The organism is Asticcacaulis sp. W401b (assembly GCF_046503825.1).
Taxonomy (GTDB): Bacteria; Pseudomonadota; Alphaproteobacteria; order Caulobacterales; family Caulobacteraceae; genus Asticcacaulis.
Genome location: NZ_JBKFEE010000002.1, coordinates 501,571 through 516,264 on the forward strand (window position 1 = coordinate 501,571; position 14,694 = coordinate 516,264).

The 14,694-nt window shown below is 61.8% G+C and carries 21 protein-coding genes; 15 read left to right on the forward strand and 6 right to left on the reverse strand.

Annotated features, from left to right (window positions below):
- Positions 1 to 167 precede the first annotated feature (167 nt).
- The 7 genes from rplU (at position 168) to rlmH (ending at position 5,105) form a co-directional block, all read left to right on the forward strand.
- Positions 168 to 686, forward strand: coding sequence for a 50S ribosomal protein L21 (gene rplU / locus ACK8OE_RS07010; RefSeq protein WP_410271954.1), 519 nt, complete (start codon positions 168 to 170; stop codon positions 684 to 686).
- Positions 687 to 712: 26 nt separating this feature from the next.
- Complete coding sequence (gene rpmA, locus ACK8OE_RS07015; RefSeq protein WP_126421658.1) at positions 713 to 982, forward strand: 50S ribosomal protein L27; 270 nt, start codon at positions 713 to 715, stop codon at positions 980 to 982.
- Positions 983 to 1,426: 444 nt separating this feature from the next.
- Positions 1,427 to 2,059 carry a GNAT family N-acetyltransferase gene (locus ACK8OE_RS07020; protein ID WP_410271955.1) on the forward strand — a complete coding sequence of 211 codons (633 nt, stop codon included), beginning with the start codon at positions 1,427 to 1,429 and terminating at the stop codon, positions 2,057 to 2,059.
- A 131-nt stretch (positions 2,060 to 2,190) separates the two neighbouring features.
- On the forward strand, positions 2,191 to 3,243 hold the full coding sequence (gene obgE, locus ACK8OE_RS07025; RefSeq protein WP_410271956.1) for a GTPase ObgE: 1,053 nt from the start codon (positions 2,191 to 2,193) through the stop codon (positions 3,241 to 3,243).
- A 74-nt stretch (positions 3,244 to 3,317) separates the two neighbouring features.
- Complete coding sequence (locus tag ACK8OE_RS07030) at positions 3,318 to 3,992, forward strand: nicotinate-nucleotide adenylyltransferase (protein WP_410271957.1); 675 nt, start codon at positions 3,318 to 3,320, stop codon at positions 3,990 to 3,992.
- A 144-nt stretch (positions 3,993 to 4,136) separates the two neighbouring features.
- The gene (rsfS, locus tag ACK8OE_RS07035) at positions 4,137 to 4,505 is read left to right on the forward strand and encodes a ribosome silencing factor (protein WP_041658436.1); all 369 of its coding nucleotides are present in this window, start codon (positions 4,137 to 4,139) and stop codon (positions 4,503 to 4,505) included.
- 108 nt (positions 4,506 to 4,613) lie between these two features.
- Complete coding sequence (gene rlmH, locus ACK8OE_RS07040) at positions 4,614 to 5,105, forward strand: 23S rRNA (pseudouridine(1915)-N(3))-methyltransferase RlmH (protein WP_410271958.1); 492 nt, start codon at positions 4,614 to 4,616, stop codon at positions 5,103 to 5,105.
- On the opposite strand, the gene ACK8OE_RS07045 is transcribed toward rlmH, so the two are convergent.
- From ACK8OE_RS07045 to ACK8OE_RS07055, 3 genes are all read right to left on the reverse strand, one after another.
- A complete protein-coding gene (locus ACK8OE_RS07045; protein ID WP_410271959.1) occupies positions 5,102 to 5,890 on the reverse strand; it encodes a hypothetical protein in 789 nt (262 codons plus the stop codon). The genes rlmH and ACK8OE_RS07045 overlap by 4 nt on opposite strands.
- 1 nt (position 5,891) lies before the next feature.
- On the reverse strand, positions 5,892 to 6,176 hold the full coding sequence (locus ACK8OE_RS07050; protein WP_013477925.1) for an HPr family phosphocarrier protein: 285 nt from the start codon (positions 6,174 to 6,176) through the stop codon (positions 5,892 to 5,894).
- 280 nt (positions 6,177 to 6,456) lie between these two features.
- Entirely contained in the window at positions 6,457 to 7,242 is a 786-nt protein-coding gene (locus tag ACK8OE_RS07055) for a FadR/GntR family transcriptional regulator (protein WP_410271960.1), read from the reverse strand.
- Between the two features lie 316 nt (positions 7,243 to 7,558).
- Between ACK8OE_RS07055 and araD1 the strand changes: the two genes are divergently transcribed.
- Genes araD1 through ACK8OE_RS07070 form a run of 3 tightly spaced genes read left to right on the forward strand, consistent with a single transcriptional unit; the run spans position 7,559 to position 9,178 of the window.
- Positions 7,559 to 8,569, forward strand: coding sequence for an AraD1 family protein (gene araD1 / locus ACK8OE_RS07060; protein ID WP_410271961.1), 1,011 nt, complete (start codon positions 7,559 to 7,561; stop codon positions 8,567 to 8,569).
- A gap of 51 nt (positions 8,570 to 8,620) precedes the next feature.
- Positions 8,621 to 8,887, forward strand: coding sequence for a ribbon-helix-helix protein, CopG family (locus ACK8OE_RS07065; RefSeq protein ID WP_410271962.1), 267 nt, complete (start codon positions 8,621 to 8,623; stop codon positions 8,885 to 8,887).
- 3 nt (positions 8,888 to 8,890) lie between these two features.
- A complete protein-coding gene (locus tag ACK8OE_RS07070) occupies positions 8,891 to 9,178 on the forward strand; it encodes a type II toxin-antitoxin system RelE/ParE family toxin (protein ID WP_410271963.1) in 288 nt (95 codons plus the stop codon).
- 98 nt (positions 9,179 to 9,276) lie between these two features.
- Here ACK8OE_RS07070 and ACK8OE_RS07075 read toward each other — a convergent pair whose 3' ends face one another.
- Together ACK8OE_RS07075 and ACK8OE_RS07080 are read right to left on the reverse strand one after the other, a co-directional pair.
- Positions 9,277 to 10,704 carry a short-chain fatty acyl-CoA regulator family protein gene (locus ACK8OE_RS07075; RefSeq protein ID WP_410271964.1) on the reverse strand — a complete coding sequence of 476 codons (1,428 nt, stop codon included), beginning with the start codon at positions 10,702 to 10,704 and terminating at the stop codon, positions 9,277 to 9,279.
- A 3-nt stretch (positions 10,705 to 10,707) separates the two neighbouring features.
- Positions 10,708 to 11,139 carry a hypothetical protein gene (locus ACK8OE_RS07080; RefSeq protein WP_410271965.1) on the reverse strand — a complete coding sequence of 144 codons (432 nt, stop codon included), beginning with the start codon at positions 11,137 to 11,139 and terminating at the stop codon, positions 10,708 to 10,710.
- A 182-nt stretch (positions 11,140 to 11,321) separates the two neighbouring features.
- On the opposite strand from ACK8OE_RS07080, the gene ACK8OE_RS07085 reads away from it, so the two are divergent.
- The 5 genes from ACK8OE_RS07085 to ACK8OE_RS07105 all read left to right on the forward strand — a co-directional run bounded on the left by ACK8OE_RS07085 (position 11,322) and on the right by ACK8OE_RS07105 (position 14,053).
- Complete coding sequence (locus tag ACK8OE_RS07085) at positions 11,322 to 11,501, forward strand: hypothetical protein (RefSeq protein WP_410271966.1); 180 nt, start codon at positions 11,322 to 11,324, stop codon at positions 11,499 to 11,501.
- Positions 11,498 to 12,787: an isocitrate lyase gene (aceA, locus tag ACK8OE_RS07090; RefSeq protein ID WP_410271967.1), complete on the forward strand. Its 1,290-nt coding sequence runs from the start codon at positions 11,498 to 11,500 to the stop codon at positions 12,785 to 12,787. The genes ACK8OE_RS07085 and aceA overlap by 4 nt, the downstream gene beginning before the upstream one ends.
- 133 nt (positions 12,788 to 12,920) lie before the next feature.
- Entirely contained in the window at positions 12,921 to 13,130 is a 210-nt protein-coding gene (locus tag ACK8OE_RS07095) for a hypothetical protein (RefSeq protein ID WP_272742530.1), read from the forward strand.
- 143 nt (positions 13,131 to 13,273) lie between these two features.
- Complete coding sequence (locus ACK8OE_RS07100) at positions 13,274 to 13,486, forward strand: zinc-finger domain-containing protein (RefSeq protein ID WP_410271968.1); 213 nt, start codon at positions 13,274 to 13,276, stop codon at positions 13,484 to 13,486.
- Positions 13,487 to 13,585: 99 nt separating this feature from the next.
- Complete coding sequence (locus tag ACK8OE_RS07105) at positions 13,586 to 14,053, forward strand: lactoylglutathione lyase (RefSeq protein WP_290799752.1); 468 nt, start codon at positions 13,586 to 13,588, stop codon at positions 14,051 to 14,053.
- Between the two features lie 111 nt (positions 14,054 to 14,164).
- Here the strand turns inward: ACK8OE_RS07105 and ACK8OE_RS07110 are convergent, their stop codons facing one another.
- Positions 14,165 to 14,599 (reverse strand): OsmC family peroxiredoxin, encoded by a 435-nt coding sequence (locus tag ACK8OE_RS07110; protein ID WP_290799754.1) that lies wholly within the window; start codon positions 14,597 to 14,599, stop codon positions 14,165 to 14,167.
- Positions 14,600 to 14,694: the final 95 nt, after the last annotated feature.

Below are 14,694 nucleotides of genomic sequence, written 5' to 3' on the forward strand. Positions count from 1 at the left end.
TTCCTGCGGCACGGGCATAAACAGGCGTTGACTCACTGAGCAAAAACTATATAAAGCGCCCCTCTCTTCCGAGGGTCCTGCCCTGCGGAAAACCTGAAATTTTGCGCGAACCATTGGTTTTTATACCGGTCGGGTTTGCCAGTCACTAAAGCTTAGAGGCTAAACCGATGTATGCGGTAATCAAGACCGGCGGTAAGCAGTACCGCGTTGCGGCGGGCGATCTGCTCGTCGTTGAAAAGCTGGAAGGCGACGCTGGCGCTGCCATCCGTTTCGAAGAAGTGCTCCTCGTCGGTGACGAAGCCGGTGCCGTGGTTGGCGCGCCGCTCGTTGAAGGCGCTGTGGTCGAAGGCACGCTGATCGAAACCCGCAAGGGCAAGAAGGTGAAGATCTTCAAGAAGATCCGCCGTCAGGGCTATCGCCGCACCACCGGCCACCGTCAGCCGGAATCGGTCATCCGCATCACCGCGCTGAATGGCGCGGGTAAGTCGGCCGCCTGGGAAGGTACTGTCTCGCTGGTGACCAAGGCTGAGCTGGACGCCCGCGCTCGCGGTCTGGCCCCGAAGGCTCTGGCTGAAGCCATTGAGGCTCCGGTCGTGGAAGCGCCGGTGGCTGAAGAGGCTCCGGCCCCGAAGAAGAAAGCCGCTCCGAAGAAGAAGGCTGCCGAAGCCTCTTCCGAAGACGCATAATCGCAACCGTTTAGAGGAGTTCAACAATGGCTCACAAAAAGTCCGGCGGCTCGTCGCGTAACGGCCGCGATTCAGAATCGAAGCGCCTTGGCGTAAAGCGTTTTGGCGGTGAAAGCGTCCTCGCGGGCAACATCATCGTCCGTCAGCGCGGCACCAAGTTCTTCCCCGGTGACAATGTCGGCCTTGGCCGCGACCACACCCTGTTCGCCACCGCGAACGGCAATGTGAAGTTCACCACCAAGCGTGACAACCGTTGTTACGTGTCGATCGTGCCGCTCGCCGAAGCCGCCGAGTAAGCGACCTGATACAGATGCTTCAGGTCGCGCTTAGTCACTAAGCCGATCTGGACATGGCCTTTGAACGGGGAGTCCGGATCAGTTTCCGGGCTCCCTTTTCTTTTGGAGCAAGCGTCGAAAAAGGGGATACCGGTTTTTCGGGCCCCGCTTGCGACCCCGAAAAAGAGGCCCCTTCTCTTGTTCCCCGTTCGTCAGGCCCCATCTGGGGCGCAGTGGCCTCGCTAGAGGTCTCGGCGTCACAGGCATTTGCGAAAAGCTTATTTTTGCAGGGGCACGGGCGGCGGAAATTTTATGCGGTCTGTGTCACCTTCGGACCACATAAAAACCGAAACCTCCCGACATCCTAAATTGGGTCTGAAGACTATCGGACCCATCGCACGCCGGCGTCTTTCCCGAAGCGAAAGCCGTCCTTCGTCTTTATCTTTAAAGGAACGGGGTATCATCATGATCATCAGAACACCCGAAGCCCATGGATTCACTGGCTCTCATCCGGCTGTGGCAGGCCTCAAGCGCGAAGACCTGCGCGCCGGCCGCAGCGGTTACGCCGTGCAGACCAAGCGCCTTTATCTCAGCCCGCTGTGCCTGGATGATGTGGACGATGTAAAGGCGATCTTTGGCCATCAGTCGGTGGCGCGCATGACCCACGCCATCGCCCATCCGTTCAGCGACGCCGATGCGCGGGCCTATGTCGAAAAGGCCCGGCACAATTCTTCGCCGCGTCTGCCGGTGTTTGGCATCCGTGACGCCGACGAAACCCTGATCGGGGTGGTCGGTCTGGAGCGCACGACCTGCGGTCAGGCGTCGGGCCTGCATCAGTTCGGCCCGTCCGTCGGCATCTGCATTGCCCCCGAGCATCAGGGGCAGGGCTTTGGCGTCGAAGCGCTGGAGGGCCTGATCGGCTATGCCGAACGCTTTGGCGGTCACCGGGTGCTGCACGCGGCGCACTTTGCCGACAATGCGGCCTCGGCGCGGATGCTGGTGCGGGCGGGCTTCCTGTACACGGGCCGCCGCACACCGGAAACCTCGCTGGCCCGTCAGGGCACGCACGAGGCGTTGCACATGATCCGGCTGCTTTAATGATCAAATTGAGCATAAGGCCTTTCGCAAAAATTTGATCTTCCCTTCAACTTGGTTCACAAAGGCGGCTTCCGCTTCCCGGCGGTAGCCGCCTCGCTTTTTGATCACCTCTCGCCCCTGATACCCCCCTCATGAAATTCCTGGACCAGTGTAAAATCTTCATCCGCTCCGGCAATGGCGGCGCGGGCTCCGTGTCGTTCCGCCGCGAAAAGTTCATCCCGAACGGTGGGCCGGACGGCGGTGACGGCGGCAAGGGCGGTTCGGTGTGGGTTGAGGCGGTCGAAGGGCTGAACACCCTGATCGACTACCGCTACCAGCAGCATTTCAAGGCCAGCACCGGCACGCACGGCATGGGCCGTCAGATGCACGGCGCCAATGCCGAAGACCTCGTGCTGCGCGTACCGGTCGGCACTCAGGTGTTTGAGGAAGACCACGAAACCCTGATCGTCGATCTCGACACGCCGGGGCAAAAAGTCATGCTGCTCAAGGGCGGCAATGGCGGCTGGGGCAATACGCGCTTCAAAGGCCCGGTCAATCAGGCCCCCGACTTCGCCCTGCCCGGTCAGGAGGGCGAAGAAAAGTGGATCTGGCTGCGGCTGAAACTGATCGCCGATGCCGGTCTTCTGGGCCTGCCCAATGCCGGGAAATCGACCTTCCTTGCGGCGTCGTCTGCTGCGCGTCCCAAGATCGCCGATTATCCCTTCACCACCCTGACCCCCAATCTGGGCGTCATTGATCTGGGGGCCGAACAGCGCTTTGTCATTGCCGACATTCCCGGCCTGATCGAAGGCGCTTCGGAAGGGGCCGGGCTCGGCACGCGCTTTCTGGGCCACGTTGAGCGCACCAAGGTGCTGATCCATCTGGTCGATGGCACGCAGGAAGACCCGGTCAAGGCCTATAAGGTCATCCGTAACGAGCTGGCCGCCTATGCCGAAGACCTGGCCAGGCGCCCGGAAATCGTCGCCATCAACAAGGTGGACTCGCTCGATGCCGAGGCGCGCAAGGACCTCAGTAAAAAGCTAAAAAAAGCATCGGGCCAGACGCCCTACCTCATTTCCGGCGTTACTGGCGAAGGCGTGCGAGACCTGTTGTTTGCTGCCCATGCCAAAATCGTCGAGGGCGAGAAGGCCGAAAAGGCCGGCGACTCACCCGCCCCTTCCACCTACGATCCGTGGGATAGATAAGGCGTGCTGTGGGGCGTCTCAGCGATTGGTCTTTCGTCCTCTTCCCCAACTGTGCAGGGGAGGAGCGCTTAAGCATGTGGTTCGCCGGTCCTGCTCCCATATTTCACACGCTGAGCCACGGTGCCTTGCGGCCGGGATTCCATCTCGAACGCGGCATGAAGATCGGCCTGTTCGGCGGGTCATTCAACCCGGCGCACGAAGGCCACGCCCATGTGGCCGAAACGGCGCGCATGCGTCTGGGGCTCGATCGCATCATCTGGCTGGTTTCGCCGCAGAACCCGTTGAAATCGAAGCGCGATACAGCCCCTCTGAGCGAACGGATCGCCGCCATCCGTCCCTTTGTCGGGCCCAAGGACATTATTTCGGATTTTGAGACCCGCATCAGCGCCACCTATACGCTCGATACTCTGCGCGCTTTGAAGGCCCGCTATCCGGGGGTGCAGTTCGTGTGGATCATGGGCGGGGATTCGCTGGCCAGCTTCCACCGTTGGCGCGGCTGGGTACAGATCGCGCGCATGATCCCCATTGCCATCGTCTCGCGCCCCGGCGTCCTGATGAAAAGCCGACTGTCGCCCACGGCCCGCCGCTTCGCCCACTACCGGCGCAAGGAGCGCGAGGGCCGCATTCTCAGCGGGCTTCCGGCCCCGGCCTGGGCCTATCTCAAAGGGCCACTGCACAATATCTCTTCGACGGCCCTGCGCGCCCAACGCAAGAAGGCCGCCGAGGGGGAAATCCCGCCCTCATTATAAAATTGCCGGCGGCTGCATTACTAACCGTGACCTTGGCCCCTGTCTGTGCTAGGGTGAGGTCAACTTATCCACATATGGAGTAAAACCCTGTCTCGTCAGCTTGCGCAAGACGCGCATTCGGAACCCGCCGCCCCCCCGGCGGACATCGACCAAAGTACCGCCGATTTCGAGGAAACCTCGCTCGAAACCCTCATCCTGAACAAGCTGGATGATGATAAGGCGCAGGACATCGTGTGCATCGACCTGCGCGGCAAAAGCTCGGTGGCCGACACCCTGATCATCGCTTCGGGCCGTTCGCATCGCCACGTCGGCGCTCTGGCCGATCACGTCATGCGTGCGCTGAAAGACGCGGGCTTTGGCAAGGCGCGCGTCGAAGGTCTGCCGGCCTGCGACTGGGTGCTGCTCGATGCCGGGGACGTGGTGGTCCACCTGTTCCGTCCGGAAGTGCGCAGCTTCTACAATATCGAAAAGATCTGGTCGGTGTCGTCGAACCACACGGTCGATAGCCACTAACCTCTTTATACCTCCCCAGTTTGCTGGGGAGGGGGACCGCACGAGCTGGCGTAGCCAGTGAGATGCGGTGGTGGGGGCCTCTCGGCTCCCTTTTCATTTCATCCTTCCATGAAACTTATCCTCGCCGCCGTCGGCAAGCTCGGCAACACCCCGGAAAACACCCTGACGCGCGACTATCTCAGCCGCGCCACCCTGAGCGGACGCCCGCTGGGGCTGGGGCCGGCGGAGTTGCTGGAGATCGAGCCAAAAAAGACCGCAAAGTCTCAGGACTCCGCGCTCAACAAGGCGCGGGAAGCCGAGGCCATTCGCGCGGCACTGGGCGACGGCGTGCGCCTGATCACCTGCGACGAACGCGGCGAGCTTCTGACCTCGCGTCAGATTGCCCAGCGCGTCGATAAGCTGAAAGATTCCGGTGAGCGCAAGCTGGCCTTTCTGATCGGCGGGGCGGACGGGCTTGATGCCGAACTGGTTAAATCGGCGCGCTTTTCGCTGGCCTTCGGGCCGCAGACCTGGCCGCACGCGCTGGTGCGGCTGATGCTGGCTGAGCAGATGTACCGGGCGACGACGATCCTCGGCGGATCACCCTACCATCGGGATTAAAATAGCTTTTCCGGCCGCTTCTGGAGCGTGCAATAGCCTTCTTCGTATTCACCCGGCCCCTCCTTGATCACGGTCGAGCCCCCCAGCGGCAGCTTGCCGTCGGTACGTCGCGCCAGATAGGCCCCCGTATGACGATCCAGCGTCACGCGCAACTGCGCGCCGCGTTTGGTGCGCGCATTATAGAGGTCGAAATAGTTGGCGCTGATCGTCACGCGACAATCGAGCGTTTCGCAGGCCGTGTCCTTCAGCAGGCTCTGATGGCGCGGGTCGGCCATCACCATTTTGAAGCGCGCCGTATTTTCCGGAAAAACGTCAGACAGCGCCACTTCCAGATAGAATTGCCCTTTCGAGATCAGCCCCTTGGGGCCAACGACCTGGGTTTCGCACCTCAGATCGTGGGTGATGCTGGGGCTCAGCGGCAGGGCCTCAGGCGGTTCGGCGGGCTCAGGCACAGGGGCCACCGCGATCACCGGCGGTGGTGGGGGCGGCGCAGGCGGCACGGCGTGCGTCACCGGCGCGACCGGTATCGCCACAGGCGCAGGATGGGCGTCGGTTTTGGCCACCGGGGCCCCCTGTAACTGCGCATAGGGGATCGGCCCCTCCGGCAGCTTGGGCGCAGGCGCGACGGCCTTGGGCTTGGGTTTCGGCTTGGGGCGTGGCTTGGGCTTGGGCCTTGGCGAGCTCTCGTCCCCCACCGGTCCCGACGCACCCTCGCCATCGGGCGGCTCGGCATAGGCGGCGCTGCTCAACAGCGCACAGGTGAGGAGGAGGGCGAGACGTTTCATATCAAGACTCTTCCCCGAAGCGGTCGGACACCAGCGCCACCAGCGCCTCGACGGCGGCCTGCGCCTGTTCGCCCTCGGCCTCAATGTCGATAAAGGTACCCTTGGACGCCGCCAGCATCAGCAGGCCCATGATCGACTGCGCATCGACGCGCGACTCGTCTTTGAGCACGTAAATCTGTGCGTCGAACTGTGCCGCGGTCTTGACGAACTTGGCAGAGGCGCGGGCGTGCAGCCCCTTGTCGTTGACGATTTCGACGCGCGCCGTGATGGGAGTGGTGTCGCTCATGGGGCCCTGTACCGGTAGTGCGGCGATTTTTACCGCCTCTGTCTTAGCGGGGCGTTAACACCTGTTTACCCTAAGCGCAAATCCCCTTGGACGCACAGGGTGCGTAGAGAAGATTGGCCACGAAAAACACGAAAAGCACGAAAACGGGGCTGATCTCCCGGCGCGAAGCGCCCGACATTATCCCTGCCGCACGTAGGTAAAGGCCCTTCGGGTAAGACAGGTTCAACAGCGCTTTTCGTGCTTTTCGTGTTTTTCGTGGCCAAAAACCTTTCGTGCCCTCTCACCCTCTCGGTTCGAGGTACTGGGTTTGCATGGAGCGCTGGGTGTCGTCGAGGGCCATGCGGATGAGGGATTCCATGCACCAGCGGGCGGCGCCTGAGTCCTGACGTTTGATGGCATCAAACACGCGGCGGTGGTCGGGGATGGGGTCGCGGGTCAGGGCCTGATGGCGCTGTTTGAAGCGCGTGGACCAGGCGACCGCCGCGCCGATCGAATGGCTCAGCGAGGCGAGGGCTTCGTTGTGCGTGGCGTGCATCAGCGCGTCGTGGAAGTCGAGATCGGCCTTACGCCCGGCCTCGGTGGCCAGGGTCTCGGCCTCCATCAGGTCGAGCGCCTTGTCCATCAGGCGCAGGTGCTCGTCCGTGCGGCGCAGCGCCGCCAGTTCGGCCGCCGCCGGTTCGGTGATCAGCCGCAGCTCAAACAGGCCCTTGATGAAGTCCTCCGACGGCTCCGTCTCGAACATCCAGCCCAGCACCTCCGGATCGAGCACGTTCCAGCGGCGGCGCGCCGTGACGCGCGTCCCGGCCTTGGGGCGGCTTTCGACCATGCCCTTGGCCGCCAGAATGCGGATGGCCTCCCGATAGGCCGAGCGCGAGATGTCGAGGGTTGAGGACGAGTCGATCTCATTGGGCAGGACCTCGCCGGGCTGATAGACGCCCTTGAGGATGTCCACCCCCAGCCGGTGGGCCAGCGCCCCGTGCAGGCGGCCTTGGAAATGCACGCCGTAAGCGGAACTTTCGGTAACCGGGGAGCGGTCAAACGTCGCGGCGGGTCGGGTATCGGTCATGCAGGTCCCTGTGTGTTTTATTCCTCGGTCATCGGACGGAGCCGGTTTAAAGCCTCCCCCCTGATGTCAGGGGGGATACCGGCTGAAAGCCGGAGGGGGGTTATACGTCGGTATTAACCCCACCGTCTTCGATACCAAAGGCATCGAATCCACCTCCCCTGAAATCAGGGGAGGCGCTTTAAAGCGGGCTCGTAAAATCCTGTCGAGCCGATAGAAACGAGTCTGATCATAAACACGATTTGACAAACGGCAAAGGCGGGCCTAAGTCACAATCAATTGTCTGAGTTTTAAGAGCAATATTTGTTGGGAGTTCGTCATGACCCTTCGCCTGATCCAGTTTGTCGATGCCCACGGGACGCGCGGTGTGGCCGCTGCCGAAGATGACGGGTCGGCGAAGATTATTCTGGGCGTGACCACGACCTATGAGCTGGCCAGGGCCGCCATCGCCGCCAAGCGCTCGATCGCCGATCAGGTGGCGCAGCAGGGTCTGGGTGAGGCGGTGGATATCGCGCTGGCCCTGTCCGAAGGGCGCGTTCTGGCCCCCATCGACCATCCGGACCCGGCGCACCTGCACCTGACCGGGACGGGCCTGACGCACCTGGGTTCGGCTGAGGGCCGCGACAAGATGCACGCCAAGGCCAAAGACGCGGGCGGCGAAGAGAACCTGACCGACTCCATGCGTATGTTCCTGATGGGCGTGAAGGGCGGCAAGCCGGCTTCGGGCACCGCCGGGGCGCAGCCGGAATGGTTCTATAAGGGCAATGGCTATGCGCTGGTCGGACCGGGCGCCGAGCTGGTGTCGCCGGGCTTTGCCGAAGACGGCGGCGAGGAGCCGGAAATGGCCGGCATCTACGTCATTGGCGAGGATGCGCAGCCCTATCGCATCGGCTTTGCGCTGGCCAACGAGTTCTCGGACCATGTGACCGAGAAGCAGAACTATCTGTGGCTGGCCCACTCCAAGCTGCGTCCGGCGAGCCTCGGTGTCGAGATCCTGACCGGCGACCTGCCCAGCCACGTCGAAGGCACGTCGAAGATCGTGCGCGGCAATGAAGTGATCTGGGAGAAGCCGTTCATCTCCGGCGAGGACAACATGTCCCACACGTTTGAAAACCTTGAGCACCACCACTTCAAGTACGAACTGTTCCGTGTGCCGGGCGATGTGCACGTGCACTGCTTCGGGACGGCGACGGCGAGCTTTGCCGACGGTGTGAAGACGCAAGAAGGCGACGTGTTTGAAATCGACGCCCGCCCCTTCGTCCACCCGCTCAGAAACCCCCTCAAAACCACTGAACCGCTCGCCAGCACCGCCAAGGTGGTGCGGCTTTGATTTGTCAATCATTCGCGTTAGGATAGGACTCTAAACTCAGAGGCCCTGATCATGCGCGTGGAACTGGACAAGGACATTGAGGCTCGCGTCAACCGTCTGGCGCAAAGCCGAAATCAGAGCGTCAGCGAGGTCGTGACCCGCGCCGTCGAGCAGTATCTGGAACGGGCGGATCAACGGCGCGCTACCCTTGGTGACGTGATGGCGGCGTGGGAGGCTTATCAGGCCGATGGTTTGCACGTCGATGAGGGCGCGGCGGATGCGTGGCTGTCGGCTCTTGAGCGTGGGGATATGCCGGACCTGCCTCCAGCGCGTAACTGAACCATGCGGCTGGTCTGGTCGCCAAGAGCCTTGCGTGATGTCGACCGTGTGTATCGGTTTCTGGCTGACACCCATCCGGGCGCGGCGAAGCGTGCCGCCTCGGCTATTCGCAAAGGTGTAAGTCCCTTGCGTGAGTATCCGCAGATGGGACGAGTGGTGCCGGATATGCCCGCTGGGTTTCGTGAGTGGCTGGTGCCCTTCGGCCAAAGGGGTTACGTCGTCTTTTATCATTCAGATGAAGCACAGGTCACGATCCTGGCCGTTCGGCACATGAGCGAAGCCGGGTATTAGAGCGAAATGACTTTAGGTGGAAGCGCCATTTCGCTCTAAATTTTTGTTTTGTCGTGATGTTTTTGCGGAAAACCGCTCACACTTTTCCGCACATCGCTCTAAAACGGAAATGCCGTGGCCGACTTGATCCACTCATCGACGGACAGGGTCTTGGTCACCGGCGGAGCGGCGCGTTCGCGGCAGTTGGGGCGTTCGCACAGCCGGCACATGGGGCCGGTTTCGACCGCTGCCGGGTTGTTGAGGTCGAGCCCCTTCGCATAGACCAGCTTTTCGGCGTATTTCAGCTCACAGCCCAGCCCCAGCGCCTGCTCGCTATAGGCGCCGCCGTCCCAGCCGCGCAGGCCCCGGTCGAGCGTGCGCGCCAGCGTGAAATAGCGCGACCGCTCGCCGCTCGGGCTTGCGGGGGTTTCGATCACCTGGGTGAGGATGCGGCCCGGCGACTGAAAGGCCTGATGCAGGTTCCAGCGCGGGCAGGCCCCGCCAAAGCGCGAAAAGGGGAATCTGCCCGCTGCAAAGCGTTTGGAGACATTGCCTGCTGAGTCTATCCGCATCATGAAAAAGGGCACGCCGCGGCGGCCGGGCTGCGACAGGGTGGTCAGGCGATGCGCCGCCTGTTCAAAGCTGACGCCGAACGGGGCGCGTAAAAGCTCCAGATCGTAGCCACAGGCTTCGGCCGCGTCGTGAAAGTGGCCATAGGGCATCAGGGTCGCCGCCGTCAGATAGTTGAGCAACGCAATCTTGAACAGGCGCGCCGAAGCGAGGTCCGGGGCCTTGGCGCGTTCGACACGCGCATTCAGTTCCGTGCCGTATAGCGACAGGGCCAGTTGATAGACGATGGCGAAGACGCGCGAGGAGGGGGCCAGCGTCTCCGACAGCATCAGCCGACGCCGGTGCGGATCGTAGCGCCGCTGATAGATCAGCATGACCGAGGCCGGCATGAAGCGCACCCCGATGCCGAACTCGCTTTGCAGCCGGCGTTCGGCGGCGGCTTCGAGCGTGTGCGGATCAGCACCCAGCGCCTCGAACAAAGCCTCGCCGCGTTCATCGAAGTCCGGGAAGTGGTTATTGGCGGCCTGCACCTGATCGCGCGTCCAGTCGGCGGGCGAATGTTCGTTGAGGATTTCCGCCGAACTGAGGTCGATCACCTCTCGCACCTTGCGCTCCTTATAGGCGCGGTACAGCCGCAGCATGGCCTCGGCCACCGTGGGGGAGGCGGCGACCAGATCGGCGATTTCGCGGCGCGGCGCGTGCAGGTCTTTGAACAGCGGATCGCTCAGCACCTCGGCCAGATCGGCCTCACCCGACGGATCGGCCTCCGAGGTGAAGCTGCGCATATCGAGATCATAGGTCGAGGCCAGCTTCAGCAGCACCTGCGCCGTCACCGGGCGCTGATTGCGCTCCAGATGGTTGAGATAGGAGGGCGACACGCCAAGGTCTTCGGCCATGCGCGTCTGGGTCAGGTTCAGGTCGTGCCGCAGGCGTTTGAGGCGGCCGCCCAGGAAGAGTTTGCGATCAAGTTCCGACATGGCTTAGTCCACGACCTTCAGCTGAATCTGCCCGCCATTCGGTACATCTTTAATCTGAAAAGCGACATGGCCCGCCGAAGCAATCACCTGATCAGTGGGGGCTTGAGCTATATTGTCCGCTACATATTCGCCGCCCAGAGGTGTCCAGAGCTTAAGACAGTAGCTGTAGCCCTCATGCAGATCGCCAATGGTGTCGCGTGCCATTTCGACCAAGCATCCCATTTTCCAATCCAACTGAAAATCCGCGTCCTGTAACAACAGCCTGTAATCTGCCTCCCCACTGGCAATAGGTTCGCACAAAAGGTCTTCGGGGCATATTCTCCAGCGCTGGCCATCCATAGAGCTAAACAGAACATTTCCGAAGGCGTTCACCTCCAGCACCTGATCGACTTCGAAGCCAAGCCAGCCCCATTCCTTTTGAATGATATCGCGCATGTTCATAACGGCCTAAGCAAGGGTGATGTTGCGGTCATTTGGTCACAAATTTACAAAACGGACAAGGTCGCGTTTTGCCAAATGACGCGGCATTTACCCGCTAATCTCTACTTTTTCGCTGATTTTCGGCGCTTAATCGTCCCATCAACAGCGCGGCCCGGCCGCCGGAAAGGAGACGCATTATGACAAATTCACCCATCTTCACACTGTTCCTGAGCCCGTTCGACCTTGTGGCCGTCTATGCGTCCTCGTTCGGCGCGGCGGCCGTCCTGTCGCGTCAGGCCGCCCTGATGGCCCATCGCGAAAGCCTCAATCCCACCACCCCCCGGCCTGAGCGTCGGGATATGGAGACCCTGTCATGACCACTTTCGAACACCTGGTGCCCAATGCCCCCAAGGGGCGCTTCGACGGCATTACCCGTCCGTACACGCCGCAGGAGGTCGAAAAGCTGCGGGGTTCGGTCCTTGTGCACAATACGCTGGCCGAGCGCGGGGCCAACCGCCTGTGGCAACTCCTGCACGAGGAGCCGTTTATCAATGCGCTGGGGGCCGTCACCGGCAATCAGGCCATGCAGATGGTGCGCGCCGGGCTTAAGGCCATCTACCTGTCTGGCTGGCAGGTGGCGGCGGATGCCAACACCGCTTCGGCCATGTATCCGGATCAGTCGCTGTACCCGGCCAATGCCGCCCCGGAACTGTGCCGCCGCATCAACCGCACGCTTCAGCGCGCCGATCAGATCGAGCATTCTGAAGGTGGCGCGAAACGTGACTGGTTCGCGCCCATTGTCGCCGATGCCGAGGCTGGCTTCGGCGGGCCGCTCAACAGCTTTGAGATCATGAAGGCCTTTATCGAGGCCGGGGCGGCGGGCGTGCATTTCGAGGATCAACTGGCTTCGGAAAAGAAGTGCGGCCACCTCGGCGGCAAGGTGCTGATCCCGACCCAGGCGCATGAGCGCAACCTGATCGCGGCGCGTCTGGCGGCCGATGTGATGGGCGTGCCGACGCTGACCGTGGCGCGCACCGATGCGGAGTCGGCGCAACTGATCACCTCGGACATTGATGAGCGCGACCATCCGTTCATCGACCGCGACAGCCGCACGCCGGAAGGCTTTTTCCGCCTGAAGGCCGGGACGGGGCTCGATCACTGTATCGCGCGCGGTCTGGCCTATGCCAAATACGCCGATCTGCTGTGGTGGGAAACCTCGCACCCGGACCTCGACGACGCGCGCCGCTTTGCCGAGGCCGTGCACAAGGTCCATCCGGGCAAGCTCTTGGCCTATAACTGCTCGCCGTCCTTCAACTGGAAGGCCAAGCTGGACGAGGCGACCATCGCCAAGTTCCAGCGCGAGTTGGGGGCTATGGGCTACAAGTTCCAGTTCGTAACGCTGGCTGGCTTCCACTCGCTGAATAACGGCATGTTCGAACTGGCCTCCGGTTACCGCGACCGCGGCATGGCGGCCTATTCCGAGCTTCAGCAGCGCGAATTCGCCAATGAGGCGGCGGGCTATACCGCTACCCGCCACCAGCGCGAGGTCGGCACCGGCTATTTCGACAAGATCGCCATGACCATCACCAATGGTCAGTCCTCGACCACCGCGCTGAAGGACTCGACCGAAACCGCTCAGTTTCAGGCTGAGCCCGCAGAGTAACCCCCTTCATAGTAAAACCCGCGCAGTAATTCCGAAAGGAATGCTTCAGCATTTCTTTCGGCAAGGCCGACTGGCCGCCCGAGCTTATGCGAGGAGCCATGCGGCGTTTGAGCACAACAAAGGAGAGTGCCGTATGAACGCCTACACCCGTCCTGATGCCATTATCGACTTCTGCCTCGCGCCGCTGAACCTCAATGCGGATGCGGCCGCCACGCAGGAAACCCGTCGTCGCCTTGAACACGTACTGCGCACCTATCAGCTCAGGCTCGCGCAGCCGGTCGAGGTCGATTTCACCCGTATGCCGACCCTGACCATCAATGAGGCGGCCCACGGGTACGAGTAGGGGCGTCACCCCTGACAGAAATGACGCCTTTTCCACCTGCCCCTTCGCTGAACCTCGGCGGAGGGGCTTTGTTCATTTGACGCGCGGCGCGGCTTTCAGTAAGGCTTGGCCTGATCTCCCTGAGTTAGCTGGGCCTTATATCTATGAGCACCGTTCCTCCTCCCGAAGTCATCTATGTCGATGGTCACAAGGTCGCCTGCAATGGCGGCGGTGGCGCGCTGGGTCACCCGCTGGTCTATCTGGAACTGGGGGCCAATGGTGAGGTCGAATGCGGCTATTGCGACCGCAAATTCGTGCATAAGGACCTCGCGCACGAGTACCAAAGCCCGGCACCGCGCCCCGAAGGCGATCACTAAAGCCAGCCGATCTGAGGGCATCAGATCGGCGCTTTCGTTTTTTTGTTTAGCGCACTTTTTCATCCAAAAAGTGCGTCCCACTTTTTGGAAAGTGCTCTGATGAGATACCTTCACACCATGGTTCGTGTGAAAGATCTGGACGCGGCGCTCGATTTCTATTGCCGCGGTCTGGGTCTGTTTGAGGTGCGCCGCACGGTGAGCGAAAAGGGCCGCTTTACGCTGGTCTTTCTGGCCGCGCCGCTCGATTCGGCCACAGCGACCGTCAATGGTGGCGACCGCGCCGCGCCGCATGTCGAGCTGACCTATAACTGGCCCGACGAAAACGGTAAGGTCGAAGACTATACGGGCGGGCGTAATTTCGGGCACCTGGCCTATGAGGTCGATGACATCTACGCCGCCTGTCAGCACCTGATGGATATGGGCGTGGTGATCAACCGCCCGCCGCGCGATGGCAATATGGCCTTTGTGCGCTCTCCGGATGGTATCAGCATCGAACTGCTGCAAAAGGGGGCACCCAAGGCCCCGCAGGAACCGTGGGCCAGTATGCCCAATACGGGGAGCTGGTAGGGTTTTAGCCACGAAGAACACCAAAAGCCGTTCGGAATTCCGGGCGGCTTTTTTAATGGTCGATGAACTTCGGCATCCCTCCCGGCCGGACACGGGGAGGGACTCCATGCCTTAGACCAGTTGAGCCTCAAGCGCGATCGGCACCGAGGCCAGCGCCTTGGAGATGGGGCAGTTGGCCTTGGCCCCGGCGGCCAGTTCCTCAAACTGGTCGGCCGACACACCCGGTACCTGAGCCTTAAGTCTCAGCGTGATGGCGGTGATGGAAAAGCCCGCTTCGGAGGGCGTGACCTCAACCACGGCTTCGGTTTCCAGCAGTTCCGCCGTGAACCCGGCCTTGGCCAGGGCAAATGACAGGGCCATGGTGAAGCAGCCGGAATGCGCAGCTGCGATCAGTTCTTCCGGATTGGTCCCGGCCTTACCCTCTTCATCGCCGAAGCGGGTTTTGAAGCTGTAGGGCTGGGCCGTGAAGGCGCCGCTTTGGGTGGTGAGCGTGCCGGTGCCGGTCATGCCGTCGCCGCGCCATTGGGCTGTTGCCGTGCGTTTCATCAGAAGTCTCCATCGAGAGCCTCATGCCGAAAAGTGTGAAGGGGTTTTCGGAAACACATGAGGCGTTGCAAAAAACAAAGCGGCCCCAACGCGGC

Coding starts and splice junctions, on each gene's coding strand:
- ACK8OE_RS07075 (WP_410271964.1), bottom strand. CDS start 10,704: ATGTCGGAACTTGATCGCAAACTCTTCCTGGGCGGCCGCCTCAAACGC.
- ACK8OE_RS07080 (WP_410271965.1), bottom strand. CDS start 11,139: ATGCGCGATATCATTCAAAAGGAATGGGGCTGGCTTGGCTTCGAAGTC.
- ACK8OE_RS07110 (WP_290799754.1), bottom strand. CDS start 14,599: ATGAAACGCACGGCAACAGCCCAATGGCGCGGCGACGGCATGACCGGC.
- araD1 (WP_410271961.1), top strand. CDS start 7,559: ATGACCCTTCGCCTGATCCAGTTTGTCGATGCCCACGGGACGCGCGGT.
- ACK8OE_RS07065 (WP_410271962.1), top strand. CDS start 8,621: ATGCGCGTGGAACTGGACAAGGACATTGAGGCTCGCGTCAACCGTCTG.
- ACK8OE_RS07105 (WP_290799752.1), top strand. CDS start 13,586: ATGAGATACCTTCACACCATGGTTCGTGTGAAAGATCTGGACGCGGCG.
- ACK8OE_RS07020 (WP_410271955.1), top strand. CDS start 1,427: ATGATCATCAGAACACCCGAAGCCCATGGATTCACTGGCTCTCATCCG.
- rplU (WP_410271954.1), top strand. CDS start 168: ATGTATGCGGTAATCAAGACCGGCGGTAAGCAGTACCGCGTTGCGGCG.
- aceA (WP_410271967.1), top strand. CDS start 11,498: ATGACCACTTTCGAACACCTGGTGCCCAATGCCCCCAAGGGGCGCTTC.
- rlmH (WP_410271958.1), top strand. CDS start 4,614: ATGAAACTTATCCTCGCCGCCGTCGGCAAGCTCGGCAACACCCCGGAA.
- ACK8OE_RS07030 (WP_410271957.1), top strand. CDS start 3,318: ATGTGGTTCGCCGGTCCTGCTCCCATATTTCACACGCTGAGCCACGGT.
- ACK8OE_RS07070 (WP_410271963.1), top strand. CDS start 8,891: ATGCGGCTGGTCTGGTCGCCAAGAGCCTTGCGTGATGTCGACCGTGTG.
- ACK8OE_RS07055 (WP_410271960.1), bottom strand. CDS start 7,242: ATGACCGATACCCGACCCGCCGCGACGTTTGACCGCTCCCCGGTTACC.
- ACK8OE_RS07045 (WP_410271959.1), bottom strand. CDS start 5,890: ATGAAACGTCTCGCCCTCCTCCTCACCTGTGCGCTGTTGAGCAGCGCC.
- ACK8OE_RS07100 (WP_410271968.1), top strand. CDS start 13,274: ATGAGCACCGTTCCTCCTCCCGAAGTCATCTATGTCGATGGTCACAAG.
- obgE (WP_410271956.1), top strand. CDS start 2,191: ATGAAATTCCTGGACCAGTGTAAAATCTTCATCCGCTCCGGCAATGGC.
- rpmA (WP_126421658.1), top strand. CDS start 713: ATGGCTCACAAAAAGTCCGGCGGCTCGTCGCGTAACGGCCGCGATTCA.
- ACK8OE_RS07050 (WP_013477925.1), bottom strand. CDS start 6,176: ATGAGCGACACCACTCCCATCACGGCGCGCGTCGAAATCGTCAACGAC.
- ACK8OE_RS07095 (WP_272742530.1), top strand. CDS start 12,921: ATGAACGCCTACACCCGTCCTGATGCCATTATCGACTTCTGCCTCGCG.
- ACK8OE_RS07085 (WP_410271966.1), top strand. CDS start 11,322: ATGACAAATTCACCCATCTTCACACTGTTCCTGAGCCCGTTCGACCTT.